Below are 18,415 nucleotides of genomic sequence, written 5' to 3' on the forward strand. Positions count from 1 at the left end.
CAAGCCTATGGCTTTATGAACTTTGATAACTTTCGAGCAAGGCTATTAGCTTGCTTTTCTGATTAGGTTTGCTTATCACCTTGACTCCAGAAGAGCCGTAGAAATATTGGGGAAAGACAACGATGAATCTACTCACAAACCAGGTTTTTAGCCTCCGGGCCCTGAGTACCCTGTCTTAGAGTCCACCTCAAAATCTATGATAACAAATATATTTGGCTTGATTCCATTGGTGACTCTGGGCATTTTGTGGCTTATATTTCAGAAAATAGATAAGTGTTGGCGCAGTGCTATTTTGTCCGCAGCAATTGTTTGGGGAGTTATAGTTGCTTTGTCTACTGAAATTTTGAGTTTATTTAGGTTGCTGACTTTTGAGTGGGTGTTTGGGCTGTGGTTGGTAGCAAATATTCTCGGCTTGATGGTTTATCTAAAATTTAAACCTGTCAAGCCAATTTTTGAGAAAAGTCAAGAGGAGAAATTTTCTAGTGTATTAGTCGGGTTGCTAGGCGGTGTATTTTTTATTTTTGCTGCGGTTGGTTTAGTTGCTGTAGTTGCACCGCCTAACAATTGGGATTCTATGACTTATCACATGAGTCGGGTTGCTCACTGGATGCAAAACCGCAGTGTCGAGCATTATCCCACTTCTTACGTGCCGCAGTTGTATCACCCGCCTGGGGCTGAGTTTGCGATTATGCACTTTCAGATTTTAACCGGGGGCGATCGCTTTGCTAATTTGGTACAGTGGTTGAGTATGGTGGGAAGTGCGATCGCAGTTTCTTTAATTGCTAAGCAACTGGGGGCAAATGGGCGGGGTCAAGTTTTTGCAGCAGTCTTTGCTGCGACTTTGCCGATGGGTATCCTTCAGGGTTCTAGCACTCAAAACGATTATGCTGTATGTTTCTGGGTAGTGTGTTTTGTTTCCTGCGGTTTAGCTGGACTCTCGGCAGGAATAACAGGGATTAATACTTTCAAAATCGGTGCGAGTTTGGGTCTGGCTCTCTTGACAAAAACGACAGCTTATATATTTTGTTTGCCTTTTATTATTTGGTTTTTTGTAGGAGGAATTCAAGGTTTTCGGGGGAAAATGCTGCAACCTATTTTGATAATAGCCGGTGTGACTTTTGTATTGAATGTCGGTCACTTTTGGCGAAATTACGATTTGTTCGGTTATGCGATCGGAGCGCCAGAAAGTTTTACCAAAGAATATAAAATTGAAGCAATTACTCTGCCAACTTTCCTGTCAAATGTCATTAGAAATTTAGGTATGCAAGCTGGTACGAGGATTTCCCGGATTAACGGTGCGATTGTCGGAGTGATTAACGTGCTGCACCGAATACTGGGCGTAGCGACAAACGACGCACGCATCACTTGGCCTCCCGGACAAGTATTTGCGATCGCCACACCCTCATTTAATGAAAATACAGCTACCAATCCCATTCACTTTGGGCTGATATTTGCCAGCATTACACTTATACTTAAAAATCCTATTTGGCAAAAAACAAAAATAGTGATAACTTATTTGATTGCTGTAATAATGACATTTTTACTTATCTGCTTCCTTCTGAAATTACAACCTTGGCACAGCCGCCATCACCTGTCAATATTTGTATTATTTTCGCCAATATTTGGATTGGTAGTATCGCAATTATCAAATCATAAAAACGCAAATTATCTGGTGGCAATTCTGATTTTAATGTCGCTACCGTGGGTTTTTCACAACAACTTTAGACCTCTCGTGGGAGATGGTAACATTTTTAATAGCAGCAGACACGATCTTTACTTTACAAGCCGCCCGAATATCGAGGTTGCTTACAATACAGCAGTAGATTTTGTTAAAGCTCAAAACTGCACGAATATAGGACTTTCTTTTTGGGCTAAAAATGCCTGGGAATATCCCTTGTGGGTGATGTTTCCAGAGCCGGGAAAACCAGCACCTCGCATTGAACATATTTCTACTATCGATCCTGTTGTCAAGCAAAAATTAAATTCCGAACCTTACAAAAGTTTTATCCCTTGTGCGATAATTTACCAGTCTACAAAAAATGACGGCAAACAAGGAAAAGAGATAGTCCTCAAAAATCAAACTTACGCACAAAAATGGTCGATGGAGCCGCTGAGCGTGTTTGTGAAAAAATAAAGTTTTGATTTATTTGATTTAACCGTTGACACCAGATTTTACAACACAAACTGAGATGAACAATATACCTAAGTATTCCTTGATAATTCCCATCTATAATGAAGAAGAAAATCTCCCAGAATTGTACCGACGAATTAGTGCTGTGATGGATCGAATGGACGGCGCTGTAGAATTAATTTTAATCAATGATGGCAGCCGCGATCGCTCTCTGGAAATTTTGCGAGAATTGCACGAACAAGACTCGCGAATTTGTTACCTCAGTTTGGCGCGCAATTTCGGTCACCAAATAGCTGTAACTGCTGGATTAAATTTTTCTAGCGGTCAAGTTGTAGTCATCATGGACGGCGATTTGCAAGACCCGCCAGAGCTAATTCTAGATATGGTAGAACAGTGGCGTCTCGGGTATCAAGTTGTTTACGCTCAGCGCACTCAACGCCGTCAAGAAGGTTGGTTTAAGCGGTTGCCTGCTTATATGTATTATCGCATTTTGCGGAATCTTGCTGATGTTGATATTCCCATAGATACGGGGGATTTTTGTTTGATGGATCGGTGTGTAGTGGATGTGCTCAATGCTATGCCAGAACGCAATCGCTACATTCGGGGACTGCGGGCTTGGATTGGTTTCAAACAAACTGCGGTTAAGTTTGAACGAGATCCGCGTTTTGCTGGCGATGTTAAGTATACCTTCAGCAAATCTTTTGCTTTGGCGATGAACGGTTTAGTCTCTTTTTCAAAGGTTCCTTTGCAACTGTCGATTTATTTGGGTTTATTTTCGGCTTTGGTGTCTGTTTTAATGGCTTTTCTGGTTTTGTACTGGCGTCTTTTCTCTCCGGGTGCGGCATTAAGTGGTTTGACAATTATAATTATGGCGGTTTTCTTTTTGGGTGCGGTGCAGTTGGTCAGTATTGGGATTTTGGGCCAGTATATTGGGCGGATTTATGAGGAGGTGAAGGGCAGGCCACTTTATACGCTGGCTGAAGTTGCTGGTTTTGCCGATCGCCAAAACAAACAAAAATCATCTTAGCAAACAACAGTTGACGAATCTTGCCTAAATCGTCTAATTTGTGTTATGAGTTAAACGATCGCGCCCCACGCAAATTTCCTGCACATCACAAATTTGCTGCCTGCTTAATTGATGCTTTTTTACCCGCTGCGACGCAGGCTACCACTAAACAAGCGCTGCCTAGGGCGATCGGCTTAACAGTTTCACCAAGCAAAATAGCGGATGCCAGAATAGTCAAAAATGGTTGCAATAGCTGAATTTGCCCTACCCTGGCAACTCCGCCAATGGCCATCCCCTCATACCAGGCAAAAAATGCTACAAATTGACTGACAAAACTCACATAGGCAAAACCCAACCACGCCGTCGGTGCAGCGACTAATCCTTGTTTTAAAACCACAAATATTGTCGGCAAAACCTCGAAGGGAGCGATAACTATCAATGCCCAACAGATAACTTGCCATCCACCTAAAGTTTTAGCTAATCGCCCACCTTCGGCATAACCAAAAGCAGCAGCAATGACTGATGCAAATAAAGCTAAATCTGCGGTTTGGAGTTGCCCTGCACCACTAATAATTCCAAAACAAACAACGGTTAAACTTCCGGCGATACTAGCAACCCAAAACCGAGAAGATGGCCGATCGCCCGATCGCAAAACTCCCCCTATTGCTGTTGTCAATGGCAAGATTCCCAATACTACAGCACCGTGGGCGGCAGGTACTCGCTGCATTGCCCAGGCTGATAATAGCGGAAATCCGACAACCACTCCCAATCCGACAACTAATAAACTCCACAATTGCCGTTTAGAGGGAATAGCCTGATGTGTTATTTTTAAAGTAACTGCTGCTAGTATAGCTGCTACTAATCCGCGTCCTAAGCCTACAAAAATAGGGTCTAAATCCTGCACTGCGGCTCTGGTTGCTGGAAGTGTTAAGCTGAATCCAACTACGCCTAGGAAACCGTAAATTAGCCCGATTGTTTCTCGATCGAATTGAAGATGTTTCCAGTGTAGTTTCATTTTTTACCTGTGAAGTAGACTTGTTTTTTTAACAAAGTGCAGAGGCGTAAGAAGAAATTAAAATCGGGAGCATCCCATTTTTGCTTTCAGATGGCGGACAGTTGCATCAGAATAGTATATTTGGATCGCAGCAGTGCGAGCGTCTCGCTCGCGAACCCTGCCACGAGCGAGACGCTCGCACTGTGTAAAAAACGCTTTTTACCAAATTGGGATGCTCCCTTAAAATCAGACTATTCATTACTCCAATACTCGGACTTAAGGGTAGATGTCGCTCTCAAACTGTCAACTGTCAACTGTCAACTGTCAACTGTCAACTGTCTTACCAGACTGCCAAAATCAGTGGCATATTGTTGAGAGCGGAGATGACAGCAAAGTTTTTGCTCGGTGGAAGCGATGATTTTTCTGGACTGTGCAAGATGATGTCCTGTTTGTCAAGTGTGATCCAAGCAATTCCTGACAAGACTTGAATTTCTTGATGATTTTGAGGCAACCTGTACACCTCGTTTTTCATGAGGATTATGCGATCTGGCGCTGCACATTCGGAATATCTTTGAAGCATAGCATCTCCTTGATAATTAACAATCAAAAAGTCACAAATTTTCCCTCAATATCCTAGGAACGGGTTAAATATAGCCTTTCTCAAAAAGATGAAGTATGACTGACAGCTTATATAACCGCTTAGACAAAGAGGGCTGAAGCCCAACAACATACCTCACCTATCTGAGAAGGGCTATAAGTTCCTTGAAAACTGCAAATTATCCCTAAGGTTGTGTTCCCACAACCAACTTGCTAGATGAGCAAGCGAACTCTTAAACTCGCACTCCTAAAAAACGATTTTTACAAAAGCATTTTGCTCTCAAATAGAAGTATTAATTCACTTTAATCAAAAAACTGGAATCTGTGAAGATACGGTTTGGGAAACTTTGATCGGTACAGTTGCTCAATCCACCAACTGTTTTGGTAAAATATCTGAAAACTGTACTGGGCCATTGGACAGAGTAATCGCTTATAGTGTGGCTATAGCGGTTTTCGGTTAGGACACGGCAGAGCGGTGTCTTGTATTTCATTGAATTGAAAATTGCGATCGCCCTGTAGTGTCACGAGCGAATATGTGCTGTGAAAATACCCCTAGACAGACAATCTCCCAAACCGATTTACTTGCAGATTCGCGATCGCCTCAGACGACTGATCCAGTCTGGGACATTACCACCTGGACAACGCTTGCCTTCAATTCGATCGCTAGCTAACACCTTGCAAGTGGCCCGATTGACAGTCATTGAAGCTTACAGCGTTTTAGAAGCAGATAGCTTGATTTATGCTCGCCAAGGCTCAGGATACTTTGTCAGCCATCAAACAGTGCCCACGCCGAGACTGGGAACGGCTTTTCCGTCGCTTCAAGATGCGATCGTCCCAGACAAAGATGGAGGCGGTTTTTGCGATCGCTTCTTGGCTTCAATTCAGGTACAATCGCAAACAGGAATTACTGACTTTAGCTCGGGTTTTCCCCGTCCTTGGGGATTGCAAGACTTGCAAAAAATCGCCAGACGAGCCGTCACCGAAGCCGGAGATACACTCTTCAGATACGGTTTTCCTGGGGGACAGCCGATTTTGCAGCAACAAATTGCTCAAATGTTGGTGCAACAAGGACTCGATATTGCTCCAGAACAATTGATTCTGACTAACGGATCTCAGCAGGGATTGTCTTTAGCGATGCGTCACTATGTCCAAGCTGGCGATCGGGTAATTGTAGAAGCACCAACTTATCACGGAGCACTTGCTATTTTAGAAGATATAGGAGCTAAAATTGTCGGCATTCCCATGACGGTCGAAGGGATGAATTTAGCTATCCTAGAATCTTGTCTCCAGACTCACCGCCCTAAATTAATTTACACGATCAGCACGCTGCACAATCCTACTGGGCTGACAACTTCTCAAACTCATCGCCAGCAGTTATTAGCATTAGCCAGTCAATATGAATGTGCCATTTTAGAAGATAACGCTTACGAAGGACTAAATTTTCAGCCTGTTCCTCCGCCTATCAAAGCCTTTGACCAGCAAAACCTGGTAACATATATTGGGACTTTCTCCAAAACTCTAATCCCAGGTCTGCGAGTTGGTTGGATTATCGTTCCAGATGTCAACTATCAGGCGATTATGAGACAAAAATTATTGCACGATTTTCACGTATCAACTATTTCTCAGGCTATAGTTAGTGAATATCTGGCTTCCGGTCATTACCGCCGACATTTGAATCAGATTCGGATGCAAAACTTGCAGAGTCGAAATGCCATGCTGCAAGCTTTGGAGCGTTACTTTCCCCAGGAAGCAAGTTGGACAGTGCCTGAAGGTGGATTGTTTTTATGGGTGCATTTACCGAATTGCCTGTCAGTGCAAAAAATTTGTCAAGAGGCTTTATCTCAGGGTATTTTGATTGCTTGCGGTACAGCATTTTTCCCCGATCGCAAAGGCTATCCAGCAATGCGATTGAATTTCTCTCTTTTGCCTGAAGAAATTGAACGGGGTATCGCTATTGTTGGTAAGTTACTCCAGCGACATATGATATCAAGCTTGAAAGCAGTATGAATGATATAGCGGTTCTCAAAAAAGTAAGGTACGTTGTTGGGCTTCAGCCCTCTTATATTTATTATATAGTAAGCGAGGTCGCATCAAAAACTCCATTTATAATCATACCTCATCTTTCTGAGAAAGGCTATATATCGCAATCCTTGTCGGATATATTAATCTCTCTCTCTTTCTTTTTTATGCTTCTCTTCGTCTGTCTAATCTGCGGTTAGTTCAAAACAAGAATACTTATGTTCAAACTCTACGAATATTCGCCCTCAGGCAATTGCTATAAAGTTCGCTTGCTCTTAACTCAGCTCAATATTCCCTTCGATCGCACAGAAATTAATATTCTCCAAAAAGAAAGTCGCACACCCGAATTTTTGGTCAAAAATCCCAATGGCCGCATTCCGGTTTTAGAGATTGTACCGGGTAAATTTCTCTTTGAATCGAATGCAATTATGTTTTACTTGAGCGAAGAAACTGAGTTTTTCCCCAGCGATAAATTTGAACGCGCTCAAGTCATGCAGTGGTTGTTTTTTGAACAGTACAGTCACGAACCTTTTATTGCAACTTCTCGTTTTTGGTATTTGACAGGGAAAGCTGAGGAATATCAAGCAGCACTGCAACAGAAACAAGCACCGGGTTATGCTGCTTTGGGGGTGATGGAACAGCATTTAGAAAAAAATGAGTTTTTTGTGGGCGATCGCTATTCTATTGCTGACATCGGTTTATTTGCTTACACTCACGTTGCTGCCGAAGGCGGATTTGATTTGACGGGGTTTCCGGCAATTAAAACTTGGATAGAGCGAATCAAGAATCAGCCTCGATATATTAGCATTACAGATTAAGATTGCAGTCGGCTGCATTCTGGCATTACAATGTAAGTATAATGCCATAAAGTCTCCTATGAATCGACGCTTATTTTTGCTTTGTAGTATTTAAATAAAGAAGTAAAATTGTGAATACTATCATTGATCGTATTATATTAATCCAATATATTGTCCAATAAAAGCATAAAACTATCGTCGCAATCAAGAATTTTGTTGTATAATTTAAACAGATTGCCGGACTTTATATTGAAGGATATAATAATTGAAACCGAGAATCTTTACGCAAGGTTTTCGGGTGTAATTAATCGGGTTTAACACGAGACAAAAAATAAATAATTGTGAATGAAGACAAGAATTTTAGGATTAGATCCGGGCTTGGCAAATCTTGGCTACGGCGCAATTTCTTGTCATATTATCCCCGGTAAACAAGACGAGAATAGCGTTTCCCTAATTGATTGTGGCGTGATAAAAACAACGCCCAAGCAGGAAATGGGACAGCGCCTAAAAACAATTTACGAAGATTTGCATACGGTAATTGACGAGGTAAAACCAGATTTGGCAATTGCCGAAAAACTGTTTTTTTACAAAATGGGAAATACCATACTTGTAGCCCAAGCACGGGGCGTTTTGACGCTAGTATTGGCTCAGTGCGGAGTGCCGCTGTTTGAGTTTACGCCTGCTCAAATTAAGCAAGCTTTGACTGGCCGCGGCAATGCTGATAAATCGGAAGTGCAAGAGGCTGTGGCGCGGGAGTTGGAGTTGGGTTATATTCCGAAACCTGATGATGCGGCAGATGCTTTGGCGGTGGCTTTGACTGGTTGGTACGATGATGATATTTGTCCGAAAAAAATACCCTTGGAAACTGGAAAAATTTGATTTAAGAGCTTGCAAAGCAATACAATCCCAGGTATGCTAGGAAGGTAGGAAATAACAAATCTGACATGAAGAGAATTCGTCTAAATAGAGTTCTGTTGCTTCTTTCAGATTGGCGATCGCTTCTTCAATAGTTTCACCCGGGCTAGCTGTTCCCACTTCAGGGCATTCTGCCACATAAATATCTTTTCCCCAATAAACGATTTTTGTAAAGATACATTTTTGTAAAGATATGAGGCATATTTTTTACGATGCTTACTTAGTTTTCACTCTAATCATTATTTTGGCAAATCGGGCGATCGCCCTTTCTTGACTAAAGTGCGATCGCTCTTTTTTTGAGTATTCCTAACTATGTCGATCCAACACTATAGGCGATTTTTACGGCTTTGACAATCTTTGATGATATCGGGTATATTGCCACTATGTCTGATTTGACATTTAATCTAAAACAACCTAAACTATAGATGGTAGATGCAGAAAGTAAACCCATTGTCTGGCTTAGTGGTGAAGTAAAAACACCCCCCTTTTCTACTGATGCGCGTATTCAAGCCGGATTTCTGCTCCGAAAGCTACAGGATGGCGAAAACCTATCCATGCCATTATCTCGTCCTATGCCAAGCATCGGAGAGCTTTGTCACGAGCTGCGTATAAGCGATTCAGAGACAAGCAAAGCAAGGATTGGCGCATCATTTATCGAATTGATGTAGATGCTATTATTCTCTTAGATGTCTTTAACAAAACCACAAATAAAACACCGAAATTTATAATAGAAAAATGTAAAAAACGATTGAAACAATATGACTGAAACAATACGACCTAATTTGAATTGATATCGGGAAGGTATTTTTATGGATCGAGCTAAACGCCAACGCTTAGAAGCAGCCGGATGGACTATTGGCACTGTAGAGGAATTTCTCGGACTTTCGCCAGAAGAAACAGCATTCATCGAAATGAAACTTGCACTTAGTAAAGCCATCAAGCAAAACCGGATTAGCCAACAGATGACGCAGCACGAGCTTGCCCAAAGAATTAAGTCTAGCCAGTCAAGGGTTGCTAAAATGGAATCTGGCGATCCTTCCGCTTCCCTCGATCTTCTTGTTCGCACTTTGCTCACCTTTGGTGCTACACGTCAAGACATTGCTGAGGTAATCCTTAACAGTGCTTCCTCACAGATATCTCCTCTTAACTGAGTTAGCATTCAAGTTCGATCGCCCTTTCTTTTCCCTATCCGCAAGAGCGATCGCCCTTTCTTGAGTTACACGATGAAGGACACGGCAGTGCCGTTTCCCTACGAATATCTGTTATTTTAGGTCATATTTGTAGGGACACGGTAATGCCGTGTCCGGCTTCTAATCCCTGCTGTCTGCACGCAAAAAACCTACTTTTGGTGCGGCGAATGCACCTTAGCAGCATCATCAACCACAGGATGAATTAAGGTCGATCGCAAATCTTGCCTAATTTCCGATTTCAAATACTTGCGCTGCAAAACCTGCCATTTTTGCCAAGCCCCGTAGCGTTTTTCTGCGAACAAACCAGCCAGTTTCGGCAACTCTTTTTGCAAATCGCGATCGACAAAATCTGTCAGAAACTCCCCTAAAACTTCACAGTCTTGAATATCGCCCAAACATTCCTGAACAGCTTTTACATCTTCGACATAAGCTTCATAAGTCGGGCCGTAAAAATCGCCAAACAGATTCATCAAATAGCGAACCCGCTTAGCTTGCTTCCGCAAATCGTGCAGAATTGTTCCCTCCGCTGCTAGCTTTTCTTCCACAGCCTCAGCAGTCAAATCATCAGCAACTTTAACTTTGCCATCCTGATATTCGGTGCCCAGCAGCCAAGCCGGATGCAGGAAAAATTCGCTGACTTGAGGTAACAGCAAATCCGGCAAAACCTCAGCAATTGGCAAATGTTCGATCGCCCGAAACTGCGGTTTTTCTACCCAATTCTCGATCGACTCTTTCAGCGACTGGTAACTTTTGTGTTCCAAAACAGCCCTCACCCGTTTCAAAGCCCGACGGCGCTGTTTGAGCAAACTCAACAAAGCCTCATCCAAAACTTCCTGTTCGTCAGTCGGCAAATTCGGGTAATAGCGGTTTTGGAGACTTTCGAGCATCACATCCAAATCTCTGAGCGTTCCCAGAATCCGCCCCACCTTACCAATTTTGCGTTCAGAAGCTGCTTTTGGCAAGTCTAAAACCGGAGCAAAACCCGTTACAGCCGATCGCAAACGCCGCATTCCGACTCGCATTTGATGAAGTTCTTCTGCATCTTTGTCTTTGAGAACTTCAGCCTCGTGCTCTACTGCTTTGCGGAAATATTTCTCGATCGCACCAGAGGCTGCGTCTCCGAGAGTTTTGACTTGATTTTTAACTTTTGCTGATGTTTTTACGTTCATGGTTGATGTAGAGTCCACTTTCGCGATCGACTTTAATTTTGATTTCAAGGCTTTTCTAATAAGGTTTTAAATCCTAGCACACACTTTTCATTGATGAACCACAGCAATAATAAATCTTAATGTAAAGTGCTTGACAATTTATCCAAAGTCAGCATTTAGTAATACCAAATCCGGGTTATTCATCCCCGTTATAAATTGTAGGGTGCGTCGTTGACTGGCAGCCCGGTGGAGGGCGAGAATTCTTCGTAGCGACGCACCCTACGTCTCTGAGATCGTAAAGGGGGTTTCTTGTCCCCATTCGTAAGAAATATTAATGTCATGTGCTTGACAATTTATACAAAATCAGCTATATAAAATCTTCAATCTAAAATCTAAAAAATCTTCAATCTAAAATCTAAAATTTAAAATCTAAAATAAAATTCCCTCCCCCGCCCTTGGGCTAATAAAAATCTGATTTGTGGCGGGCTTTCCCAAATAGGTTAAGATCGCTGCAAACCGAGATTTATTTACCAAAGGGAGAGAGAGGGTGCGATCGGGAAGACAAGTTTTAAATTAAATCAAGTCCGCCCAGGTTGTCCGACTTCAAAGAGGCAGTTTAGCCTTTCCAGTCTTTCTCAGATTGTTCGAGCACGTAGGTTGCTACATCCTCGATTTGGTCTGGCTTCAAGCGGCCACCAAAAGCAGGCATAGCATTTTTGCCCTTAGTTACCTGAGTCGTAATAGCTTCGATAGAATTCATGCCATACTTCTCAAGAGCGCCTTTTTTCAAGGTTTTCATTGCCATAACGACGTTCCCGCCACCGATGTGACAAGCAGAACAGTTGTTGCTGAAGATTTTAGATCCTTTAACAGCATCTCCAGCCAGAGCAGGGCTGCCGAAGCCGAAAGTGAAAATTGTGAACGCTAACAAGGCGATCGATAAGAGTCTTTTCAACGCAGTTCTCCTCTAATGGACAGACAAAGGGTGATTCTTTAGTTATTTTACCTGTTTTAACAGGCGCGATCGCGACTACACGCACGATTGCTTTCTCCCGAGTAATTTACCACTTTTTGGCAGTGGCAGTTCAACTCTCAAAATTATCCACGCCCCAGCCTGGAGCTTTCTGAGCCGCCCGGATCACAAAAGCAGCCAAATTTTCAACCTCAGTCTGTGGCATCCAGCTTTCGGGTACTTGGCGGCACCAAAAAGTTTCCTCACTGCCGTCATAAGTCATCGGCTCTCTCAGATATGACACCAAACCATTGATGTTGCTGCGAGGAGGCGTTGCCCCCTGGAGATCTGCCAAAGACAGAGAGATCATCGGATCGGGCAAAGTTGCTCCTCCGACGTGGCAATTCATGCAATTTTGCTCGAACAAAACCTTGCCGACAGACAAATCCTGAGCTGAAAACAACCGAGTGTGTCCCTCCGTGTCCAATTCCAGTGGTACAGGTTCGCTAACTTTCAAATAGCGAGTTACATAAGAATCGCCAGCAGCCAAAACAGGTTGAGGAGCCAGCAGCAGGAGCGGCAAAATAATTAACATCCCCAACAGAAAGCAGAGAAAAACACCACGATGCATCATAAAGGCGTAGAAAAGTCAATAATCCACTAACATTTGCTCGTACAATCGAATTTTTTTTGTTGCGCTCTGACTTTCGTCAGTATCAACCAGTCCGCTAGCTCAAGTCAGCGAGTTCGACTGGGGAGAATCAATCAACTAGAAGTAAATTTGAGATTTCAGATTTTCGATAGAAAAACGGCGAGCCAGCAATCCTTGCCAAATCCCAGCCCCTCTCAATCCAAAATCCAAAATCTCAAATTTCAAACTAATTAACGAGCGCCTTTGCCACCAGCCCACTGGCGGGAGATAATTTTCGGCTGCAACAGAATGTGACCGGCAATCGCGTACAAATCTTCATCGGAGAGATTTCTCATCTCAGCGAAAATATCGGCACTCTTCATGCTCGGATGCAGTTCCGAAATTTCTTGAAACCCGTCATAAGTCGTGGGATTTTTCATATAGTCCACCAGCGACTCAATATTATTGCGGGGTGGGTTGGCCAAAGCTAGAGTTTCGGGACTCAAATTGAGGTTGGGGTCAGTTTTTGTCATGCCGGAAGCGTGACATTGAGCGCAAGTATTTTGGAACTGGCGTTTGCCTTGCTGGACTTGTTTGAGGCTCAGCACTACTGGAGTGCCCTTGTCATTTAAAGTTACAGTGCGAAGCTCAGCACTCAGTTCGACAGCCATCGCGCTGCTGACAAATAACTGAAATGTCAAGAATACAGCGGTCAGAGCAATGAAATATCTTTTAAGCATGGTTCTCCTTAAAAAAATCCGGCAAATTATTGAACGCTAAGAGAGTATAGCTGGCAAACAGATTTCTGTTCAAAATTCCTTTCTTTGGTGACAACTGGCGAAAGTTTGTGCAGCCATACCTTTAAAGGTAGAGGAATTTTGCGATCGATCTAATCTGCAATTCGTTTTGAGTCGCGCCTTTTTTCGAGAGCGGACATAATTGCCTTAACATCTTCCAAAGCCAAACGGGTTTGAGGGTGTTTGTAGGCAATTTCCAGCTCATCACACAAGCGGAGCACGTCTTCAACAGGGACGTTGAAGTCTTCTGCTATTTCTGCGATGGACAGGTCTGCAAAACCCATAATTTTCAGGTCGCTGACGGATCAGAATTGAGTTGACTGCTGTTGAATGAAAGCTGGACAATTTAACAAAGCGCTGTTAGCTGTCATAAAAAATATTCGGTAAGTGGGAAACTCAGAGTCTTTAGACCTGAGAGGAAAACGACGGGCGCGGTTTCAACCGCCTTGAATCCCCTTTCGGGGTTAGAGGGGTATGGTTGCCCCTCTGTGGAGATATGGTTGTCTCCGAATCCCTTTCGGGTAATGTTCCTGTTTAATTGCAGATGACAGAGCGGAAAACTGGCGTCGCATTCTCCGGTGTCGTGACCTGAATAACGTCTCCTCGCGATCGAGGGGTCTGGTCAGAACAGCTTGTAATTTCTTACAAGCTCAGTGGCGTTGATTCCCTGAGTTCCTGACCTGATAGTTTGTTCTGAGATTTTGTGCGATCGCCAGCTAACTAATCACTAATTAACACTAAGCATTTTTGCTCAGCCAAGCTTCCCACTCCATCAACTTCCAACCAATATCATCCCATTGCCGCGTCTTTATTATCAATAGGACTTGGGCGCGCAGGACTAAAAACCCCGTATCTGCGTGCATTTCTCGCTACCAAACTTCATGTTTTTCGTAGAAACCACGGTTTTTGGGGAATTCCTCTGACATTTTCGTCTTTGGCGGACTCACCAACAGACGGGGCGATTTTCCATTTTTCGATTTGAGATTTACTCCACAGGTGTCTTATGGGGCTTGAACTTTGGTCGAAAATTTTGATCGGTTCGCCACAGGAGTCATCCGGCGCAGCAGCTTAGGGAGAAAGCTTGAAAGCGTGAGTCGGTGTCGCCACAGCGTGGTGGCTTTCGGTAGCATCGTGGGCGGGGAATTCCGAGTCTGCCAAGAAAGGCTGGGGCTGGTGGAGGCTGATGAGTCCAGCCAGAGTTTTCTTTAATTGAGTTCGGGGTACGATCAAGTCTACAAAACCGTGGGCGAAAGAGTATTCGGAAGTTTGATAATTTTCCGGCAGCTTTTCGCGCAGAGTTTGCTCGATTACCCGGCCGCCCGTAAAGGCTACAGTAGCTTTTGGCTCTGCAATTATAATGTCTCCTAACATGGCAAAACTGGCGGTGACGCCCCCGGTGGTCGGGTGGGTCAAAATTGGGATGTAAAGCAGTCTCGCTTCCCGGTGACGCTCTAGAGCCCCGGAAATTTTAGCCATTTGCATCAGGCTGAGCATTCCTTCCTGCATTCTCGCACCGCCGGAAGCGCAGACAATGAGTACGGGTAAGCGTTCCCGCGTGGCGTGTTCGATGAGGCGAGTCAGTTTTTCTCCGACAACTGAGCCCATGCTGCCGCCGATGAACTGAAATTCCATGACTCCGAGGGCAACGGGCAAATTTTCGATTTTGCCGATGCCTGTTTCTACTGCGTCTAGGTGGCCTGTTTTTTCTTGAAATTCTCGCAGTCGATCGCTATACTTTTTGCGATCGCGAAATTTCAGCGGATCGGTGGCGTGCAGACCTCCGTTAAGGGGCACCCAGGTATTGGGGTCGATCAACTGCTCGATGCGATCGTCACTGTAAACTCTGATATGATGCCCGCATTCCAAGCAAACCATTTGATTTGCTCGCAGGTCTTTGGTATAGCTAAGGGCATCGCAAGCTGTGCATTTATTCCAAAGTCCGTCCGCAATTTCTCGTTCCGGCCGTTCTTGGGAATTCGGTACTGATTTTCGTCGATTTGCAAACCAATCAAATAGAGACATTAAAACTTAGGAATTGGTAATTGGTAGTTGGTAATTGGGAATTGGTAATTGGGAATTGGGAATTGGTAATTGGTAATTGGGAATTGCCATTTGTCATAATATCAAGTCCGCACTACAGAGGAATTATACTATAGACTGCCCGATCGCGCTGAACTACGAATGTCTCGCGTTCCCCCTGCTGGACGCTCGCGCTGTACTCTGAAGGTTATTATTCCGATGCTCGTCTCAAAGATATCAATTATCTACTATTGACTATTGACTAATGACTAATGACTAATGACTAATAACTAATCACTCTTATTCTGGCTCATCTTCAACAGGACTGATGAGCAGCGACGCAGTGCGCTGGTGTTGGGGAAGAACTTGCAAAGCTGTAGCACTTCCAGCCCCAAAATAAGATGCTATACCCAAGTCTACAATTCGAGCCGGGATTTGATGAGCCGCCAGGAGCTGCTGCATTAATTCGGCTTCCCAACGAAAGCTAGTGGTTTTGAGTGTAATCCAAGACACGGGATAATTTTACCAATTTGTCAACTACCCATCATCAAGCGGGGTACCGCTATGATGTGGGCTTGTATCTGAACTCCACCGCAATTCCGAAAACCTAGATAGAATCTCAGCTTTAGTTTCACTGCCCGATACATTAGGGGATGCTGACAAGCTCCCCGTACTCATCCAGTCTTGCCGGACAAGCAACGCTCTCATTGCAATGTTTCGTGCACCAACCAAATCAGCGTGTAACTCGTGACCACAGCATTCACAGCGAAACAATAGCCCTTTGTTAGGTCTATTAGCATCCGAAGTATGTCCACATTTAGGACAACTCTTCGATGTATAATTTGCCGGAACTTTAGTTGCTAACGAACCATTTAGATGGGCTTTGTAGTCAATATAGCCGTGCAATTCGGCAAAGGACCATTTCGCCTTATTTCTATTAGATCTACGCTGCTTCTTGCTAGTCTTTTTCCCGGATTTAGACTTAGTTCTATCCCTAATTCCGGTCAAGTTTTCTAGTCCAATCAGGCTGTTAGGCTTGGCAATTTCCTTGCTAATTTGGTGGTTCACGTCAGCGATAAACCGTCTTTCTCTTCCTGACAAAGCGATTAGTCTGCGCTTGGCCGAACGAGTGCCTTTACGCTGAAGAGTTGGTCTGGCTTTGTGATAACGGTTGGCTTTGTGTCTCGGGTCTTTTCCTGAGTAGAATTTCGACTTGTTTTGTAAGTCTGTTTCTACTGCTAAGTAGCGCATACCCACATCAACACCAGAAACTCTGGTTATTTTTAGTGGGTTAATTTCAGGTACTTCTACTTCAATACTTACCATTAAGTAGTAAGTCTTAGAAGAACGCTGATAGACGATTTTGGCTGCCCCAATCTTGGCACCATTGGCAATCAAATCTAGATGCTTGTTGTAGCCATCATACGGGACTACTATTCTACCTTGCAGCGTGATAATACTCACTTGCTGTTCGGCTTTAAAAGAGTAGTCCCGCTGATAATTTAAGGTACAGGTTCGAGAAATGTATTTAGGGGGTTTGTCCAACCCTTTGTACCGTCTCTTGGTATAACCTTTGGCAATAGCATCGTTAGATTGTTTTACCTTAGTCCAAAGAGTTTTGTAGGTTCCAGACACTTGTCTGGGTACGTTGCAAGCCATCTGAGCACCGAGTCCAAAACGAACTCGCAACTCGTTGTAGACGGCTTTTTGCAACTTCAGACCGTTACTGGTTTTACCCGTATCAAAAGCGACTTGTGAAGTATAGTTCAAAGCATCTCGGTAGGCTAAAGCAATCTGAGACACCAAAGCTTTTTGCTCGGCATTCAGGTTGAGTTTTAACTTGGCGGTGATTATTTGAGGCATTACTTTCACTAACTCTGAAAATATTGTATCTCGTGAATACGGCAAAAGCAAGTGGTGTGGCAGAAATAATTTGTACAGCGAGTCGACCGCCCCGAACCCTCCGATTTCTAAAGCTACCGATTTGGTTTGGGGCGGATCTCTTCACTCACGCGCATTCCTCCCGACGCTCACCTGGAAGTAGAGCGCGGGACTCCTGCTGATTTAGTTGAACTGATATTATGTTCGATCGCGCTCCCTAACCGTAGATCGCAAACCCTAATTCGGGAAAAAGAACTGCAAGTAAATAGATAAGATCGGTTCGCCCCAGAGAGCTGTAATGGCTGCACCGAGAGCCAGAAACGGGCCGAAGGGCATGGGTTGACGACGATCGAGCAATCCGATCGCGATCGCCCCACCACCAACCAAAGCCCCGGCTAAACAAGCGATAAATGTCGCTAGCAGCAAGAGTTTCCAGCCCAGCCAAGCTCCCATCAAGGCTGCTAATTTGGTATCGCCGCCACCCATAGCAGTCTGCCCGAAGCCGATCGATCCTGCAAGTCCGATCGCGTCAAACAGCCACAATCCGACAACTGCTCCCAAAATTCCGTCTAGTACCAGATAGTGCACGGAGTCGATCGGGCTAAATGTCGGCCACCAACCCTTGGCGATTTGGAAAACCAATCCGAGTATCAAACCCGATCGAGTCAAAGCATTAGGCAAAGTCATTGTATCGCAGTCTATCAAAGACAAAGCCAACAGCCAGCTAAACAAAGTCCAAAACCCCAGCGTTTGGACGCTTACCCCAAACCGCCAATAGATCAGCAAAAACAGTAAACCCATAGCTGCTTCCACCAGGGGATAGCGGGCAGAAATCCGACTGCGACAGTGATTGCAGCGTCCCCGCAGCCACAGCCAACCGAACACGGGTATATTTTCGTAAGTTCTGAGTTGATTTAAACATTTGGGACAGCGAGAAGGAGGATGTATCACCGACAAACCCGCAGGCAACCGATAGATTACCACATTTAGAAAGCTGCCGATCGCTGAGCCGATGACAAAGACGATCGCGGTGACAAGGGAATTAAATATTATTTCCATTAAGTTGTCTGTTGACTGTTGAATGTCGGGATTTATTAGTTGTTATTTGTTAAATTGTGTCCTGTAAATTACTAATCATCTTTGTAGTAACTAATCCAAATTCTCTGATTTTGATGCGGACTAAAGTCCTCACTACGAACCTGATTTTTCCAATTGTGCGATGTGTTATTATTTTAAGCTGTTACCAATTACCAATTACCAATTACCAATTACCAATTACCAATTACCAATTACCAATTACCAATTACCAATTACCAATTACCAATTACCAATTACCAA

Annotated in this window: 22 protein-coding genes; 9 read left to right on the plus strand and 13 right to left on the minus strand. The window is 43.9% G+C overall.

What is annotated here, in order from left to right:
• The first annotated feature begins 196 nt into the window (after positions 1 to 196).
• Together JGK11_RS29380 and JGK11_RS29385 are read left to right on the plus strand one after the other, a co-directional pair.
• Positions 197 to 2,134, plus strand: coding sequence for a hypothetical protein (locus tag JGK11_RS29380; protein WP_293186185.1), 1,938 nt, complete (start codon positions 197 to 199; stop codon positions 2,132 to 2,134).
• A 55-nt stretch (positions 2,135 to 2,189) separates the two neighbouring features.
• A complete protein-coding gene (locus tag JGK11_RS29385; protein WP_293186186.1) occupies positions 2,190 to 3,158 on the plus strand; it encodes a glycosyltransferase family 2 protein in 969 nt (322 codons plus the stop codon).
• Positions 3,159 to 3,243: 85 nt separating this feature from the next.
• Here JGK11_RS29385 and JGK11_RS29390 read toward each other — a convergent pair whose 3' ends face one another.
• Together JGK11_RS29390 and JGK11_RS29395 are read right to left on the minus strand one after the other, a co-directional pair.
• The gene (locus tag JGK11_RS29390; protein ID WP_293186187.1) at positions 3,244 to 4,152 is read right to left on the minus strand and encodes a DMT family transporter; all 909 of its coding nucleotides are present in this window, start codon (positions 4,150 to 4,152) and stop codon (positions 3,244 to 3,246) included.
• 319 nt (positions 4,153 to 4,471) lie between these two features.
• Positions 4,472 to 4,711 (minus strand): hypothetical protein, encoded by a 240-nt coding sequence (locus tag JGK11_RS29395; protein ID WP_293186188.1) that lies wholly within the window; start codon positions 4,709 to 4,711, stop codon positions 4,472 to 4,474.
• 557 nt (positions 4,712 to 5,268) lie between these two features.
• On the opposite strand from JGK11_RS29395, the gene JGK11_RS29400 reads away from it, so the two are divergent.
• The 3 genes from JGK11_RS29400 (at position 5,269) to ruvC (ending at position 8,423) form a co-directional block, all read left to right on the plus strand.
• Complete coding sequence (locus JGK11_RS29400) at positions 5,269 to 6,735, plus strand: PLP-dependent aminotransferase family protein (protein ID WP_293213990.1); 1,467 nt, start codon at positions 5,269 to 5,271, stop codon at positions 6,733 to 6,735.
• 230 nt (positions 6,736 to 6,965) lie between these two features.
• A complete protein-coding gene (locus JGK11_RS29405) occupies positions 6,966 to 7,565 on the plus strand; it encodes a glutathione S-transferase family protein (RefSeq protein ID WP_293192672.1) in 600 nt (199 codons plus the stop codon).
• Between the two features lie 324 nt (positions 7,566 to 7,889).
• Entirely contained in the window at positions 7,890 to 8,423 is a 534-nt protein-coding gene (ruvC, locus tag JGK11_RS29410; protein WP_293186193.1) for a crossover junction endodeoxyribonuclease RuvC, read from the plus strand.
• 36 nt (positions 8,424 to 8,459) lie between these two features.
• On the opposite strand, the gene JGK11_RS29415 is transcribed toward ruvC, so the two are convergent.
• Complete coding sequence (locus JGK11_RS29415) at positions 8,460 to 8,597, minus strand: hypothetical protein (protein WP_293198915.1); 138 nt, start codon at positions 8,595 to 8,597, stop codon at positions 8,460 to 8,462.
• 287 nt (positions 8,598 to 8,884) lie between these two features.
• Between JGK11_RS29415 and JGK11_RS29420 the strand changes: the two genes are divergently transcribed.
• Genes JGK11_RS29420 through JGK11_RS29425 form a run of 3 tightly spaced genes read left to right on the plus strand, consistent with a single transcriptional unit; the run spans position 8,885 to position 9,610 of the window.
• The gene (locus JGK11_RS29420; RefSeq protein ID WP_293213993.1) at positions 8,885 to 9,127 is read left to right on the plus strand and encodes a hypothetical protein; all 243 of its coding nucleotides are present in this window, start codon (positions 8,885 to 8,887) and stop codon (positions 9,125 to 9,127) included.
• The gene (locus JGK11_RS32980) at positions 9,052 to 9,225 is read left to right on the plus strand and encodes a type II toxin-antitoxin system RelE/ParE family toxin (RefSeq protein ID WP_363319256.1); all 174 of its coding nucleotides are present in this window, start codon (positions 9,052 to 9,054) and stop codon (positions 9,223 to 9,225) included. The genes JGK11_RS29420 and JGK11_RS32980 overlap by 76 nt, the downstream gene beginning before the upstream one ends.
• A gap of 43 nt (positions 9,226 to 9,268) precedes the next feature.
• On the plus strand, positions 9,269 to 9,610 hold the full coding sequence (locus tag JGK11_RS29425; RefSeq protein WP_293198913.1) for a helix-turn-helix transcriptional regulator: 342 nt from the start codon (positions 9,269 to 9,271) through the stop codon (positions 9,608 to 9,610).
• A gap of 188 nt (positions 9,611 to 9,798) precedes the next feature.
• On the opposite strand, the gene JGK11_RS29430 is transcribed toward JGK11_RS29425, so the two are convergent.
• The 10 genes from JGK11_RS29430 to JGK11_RS29475 all read right to left on the minus strand — a co-directional run bounded on the left by JGK11_RS29430 (position 9,799) and on the right by JGK11_RS29475 (position 18,136).
• Entirely contained in the window at positions 9,799 to 10,818 is a 1,020-nt protein-coding gene (locus tag JGK11_RS29430) for a CHAD domain-containing protein (RefSeq protein ID WP_293213995.1), read from the minus strand.
• A 595-nt stretch (positions 10,819 to 11,413) separates the two neighbouring features.
• Positions 11,414 to 11,752, minus strand: coding sequence for a cytochrome c6 PetJ (petJ, locus tag JGK11_RS29435; RefSeq protein WP_293186205.1), 339 nt, complete (start codon positions 11,750 to 11,752; stop codon positions 11,414 to 11,416).
• 130 nt (positions 11,753 to 11,882) lie between these two features.
• Positions 11,883 to 12,383, minus strand: coding sequence for a photosystem II cytochrome PsbV2 (gene psbV2 / locus JGK11_RS29440; protein ID WP_293186207.1), 501 nt, complete (start codon positions 12,381 to 12,383; stop codon positions 11,883 to 11,885).
• A gap of 248 nt (positions 12,384 to 12,631) precedes the next feature.
• Positions 12,632 to 13,120 (minus strand): photosystem II cytochrome c-550, encoded by a 489-nt coding sequence (gene psbV, locus JGK11_RS29445; protein WP_293186209.1) that lies wholly within the window; start codon positions 13,118 to 13,120, stop codon positions 12,632 to 12,634.
• A gap of 149 nt (positions 13,121 to 13,269) precedes the next feature.
• On the minus strand, positions 13,270 to 13,461 hold the full coding sequence (locus JGK11_RS29450) for a translation initiation factor IF-2 (RefSeq protein ID WP_293156461.1): 192 nt from the start codon (positions 13,459 to 13,461) through the stop codon (positions 13,270 to 13,272).
• Between the two features lie 453 nt (positions 13,462 to 13,914).
• Positions 13,915 to 14,040 carry a hypothetical protein gene (locus JGK11_RS29455; RefSeq protein ID WP_293198911.1) on the minus strand — a complete coding sequence of 42 codons (126 nt, stop codon included), beginning with the start codon at positions 14,038 to 14,040 and terminating at the stop codon, positions 13,915 to 13,917.
• Positions 14,041 to 14,245: 205 nt separating this feature from the next.
• Positions 14,246 to 15,199 carry an acetyl-CoA carboxylase, carboxyltransferase subunit beta gene (accD, locus tag JGK11_RS29460; RefSeq protein WP_293186211.1) on the minus strand — a complete coding sequence of 318 codons (954 nt, stop codon included), beginning with the start codon at positions 15,197 to 15,199 and terminating at the stop codon, positions 14,246 to 14,248.
• 297 nt (positions 15,200 to 15,496) lie between these two features.
• Positions 15,497 to 15,709 carry a hypothetical protein gene (locus JGK11_RS29465; RefSeq protein WP_293186213.1) on the minus strand — a complete coding sequence of 71 codons (213 nt, stop codon included), beginning with the start codon at positions 15,707 to 15,709 and terminating at the stop codon, positions 15,497 to 15,499.
• A 24-nt stretch (positions 15,710 to 15,733) separates the two neighbouring features.
• The gene (locus JGK11_RS29470) at positions 15,734 to 17,059 is read right to left on the minus strand and encodes a transposase (protein WP_293198909.1); all 1,326 of its coding nucleotides are present in this window, start codon (positions 17,057 to 17,059) and stop codon (positions 15,734 to 15,736) included.
• Between the two features lie 255 nt (positions 17,060 to 17,314).
• Positions 17,315 to 18,136, minus strand: coding sequence for an A24 family peptidase (locus JGK11_RS29475; RefSeq protein ID WP_293198908.1), 822 nt, complete (start codon positions 18,134 to 18,136; stop codon positions 17,315 to 17,317).
• A gap of 222 nt (positions 18,137 to 18,358) precedes the next feature.
• Between JGK11_RS29475 and JGK11_RS32985 the strand changes: the two genes are divergently transcribed.
• A partial coding sequence (locus tag JGK11_RS32985; RefSeq protein WP_366054117.1) for a hypothetical protein occupies positions 18,359 to 18,415 on the plus strand: 57 nt, incomplete at its 3' end.

Origin of the sequence: Microcoleus sp. PH2017_34_RAT_O_A (genome assembly GCF_020737885.1) — a bacterium.
In the GTDB taxonomy this organism is placed as follows: domain Bacteria; phylum Cyanobacteriota; class Cyanobacteriia; order Cyanobacteriales; family Microcoleaceae; genus Microcoleus.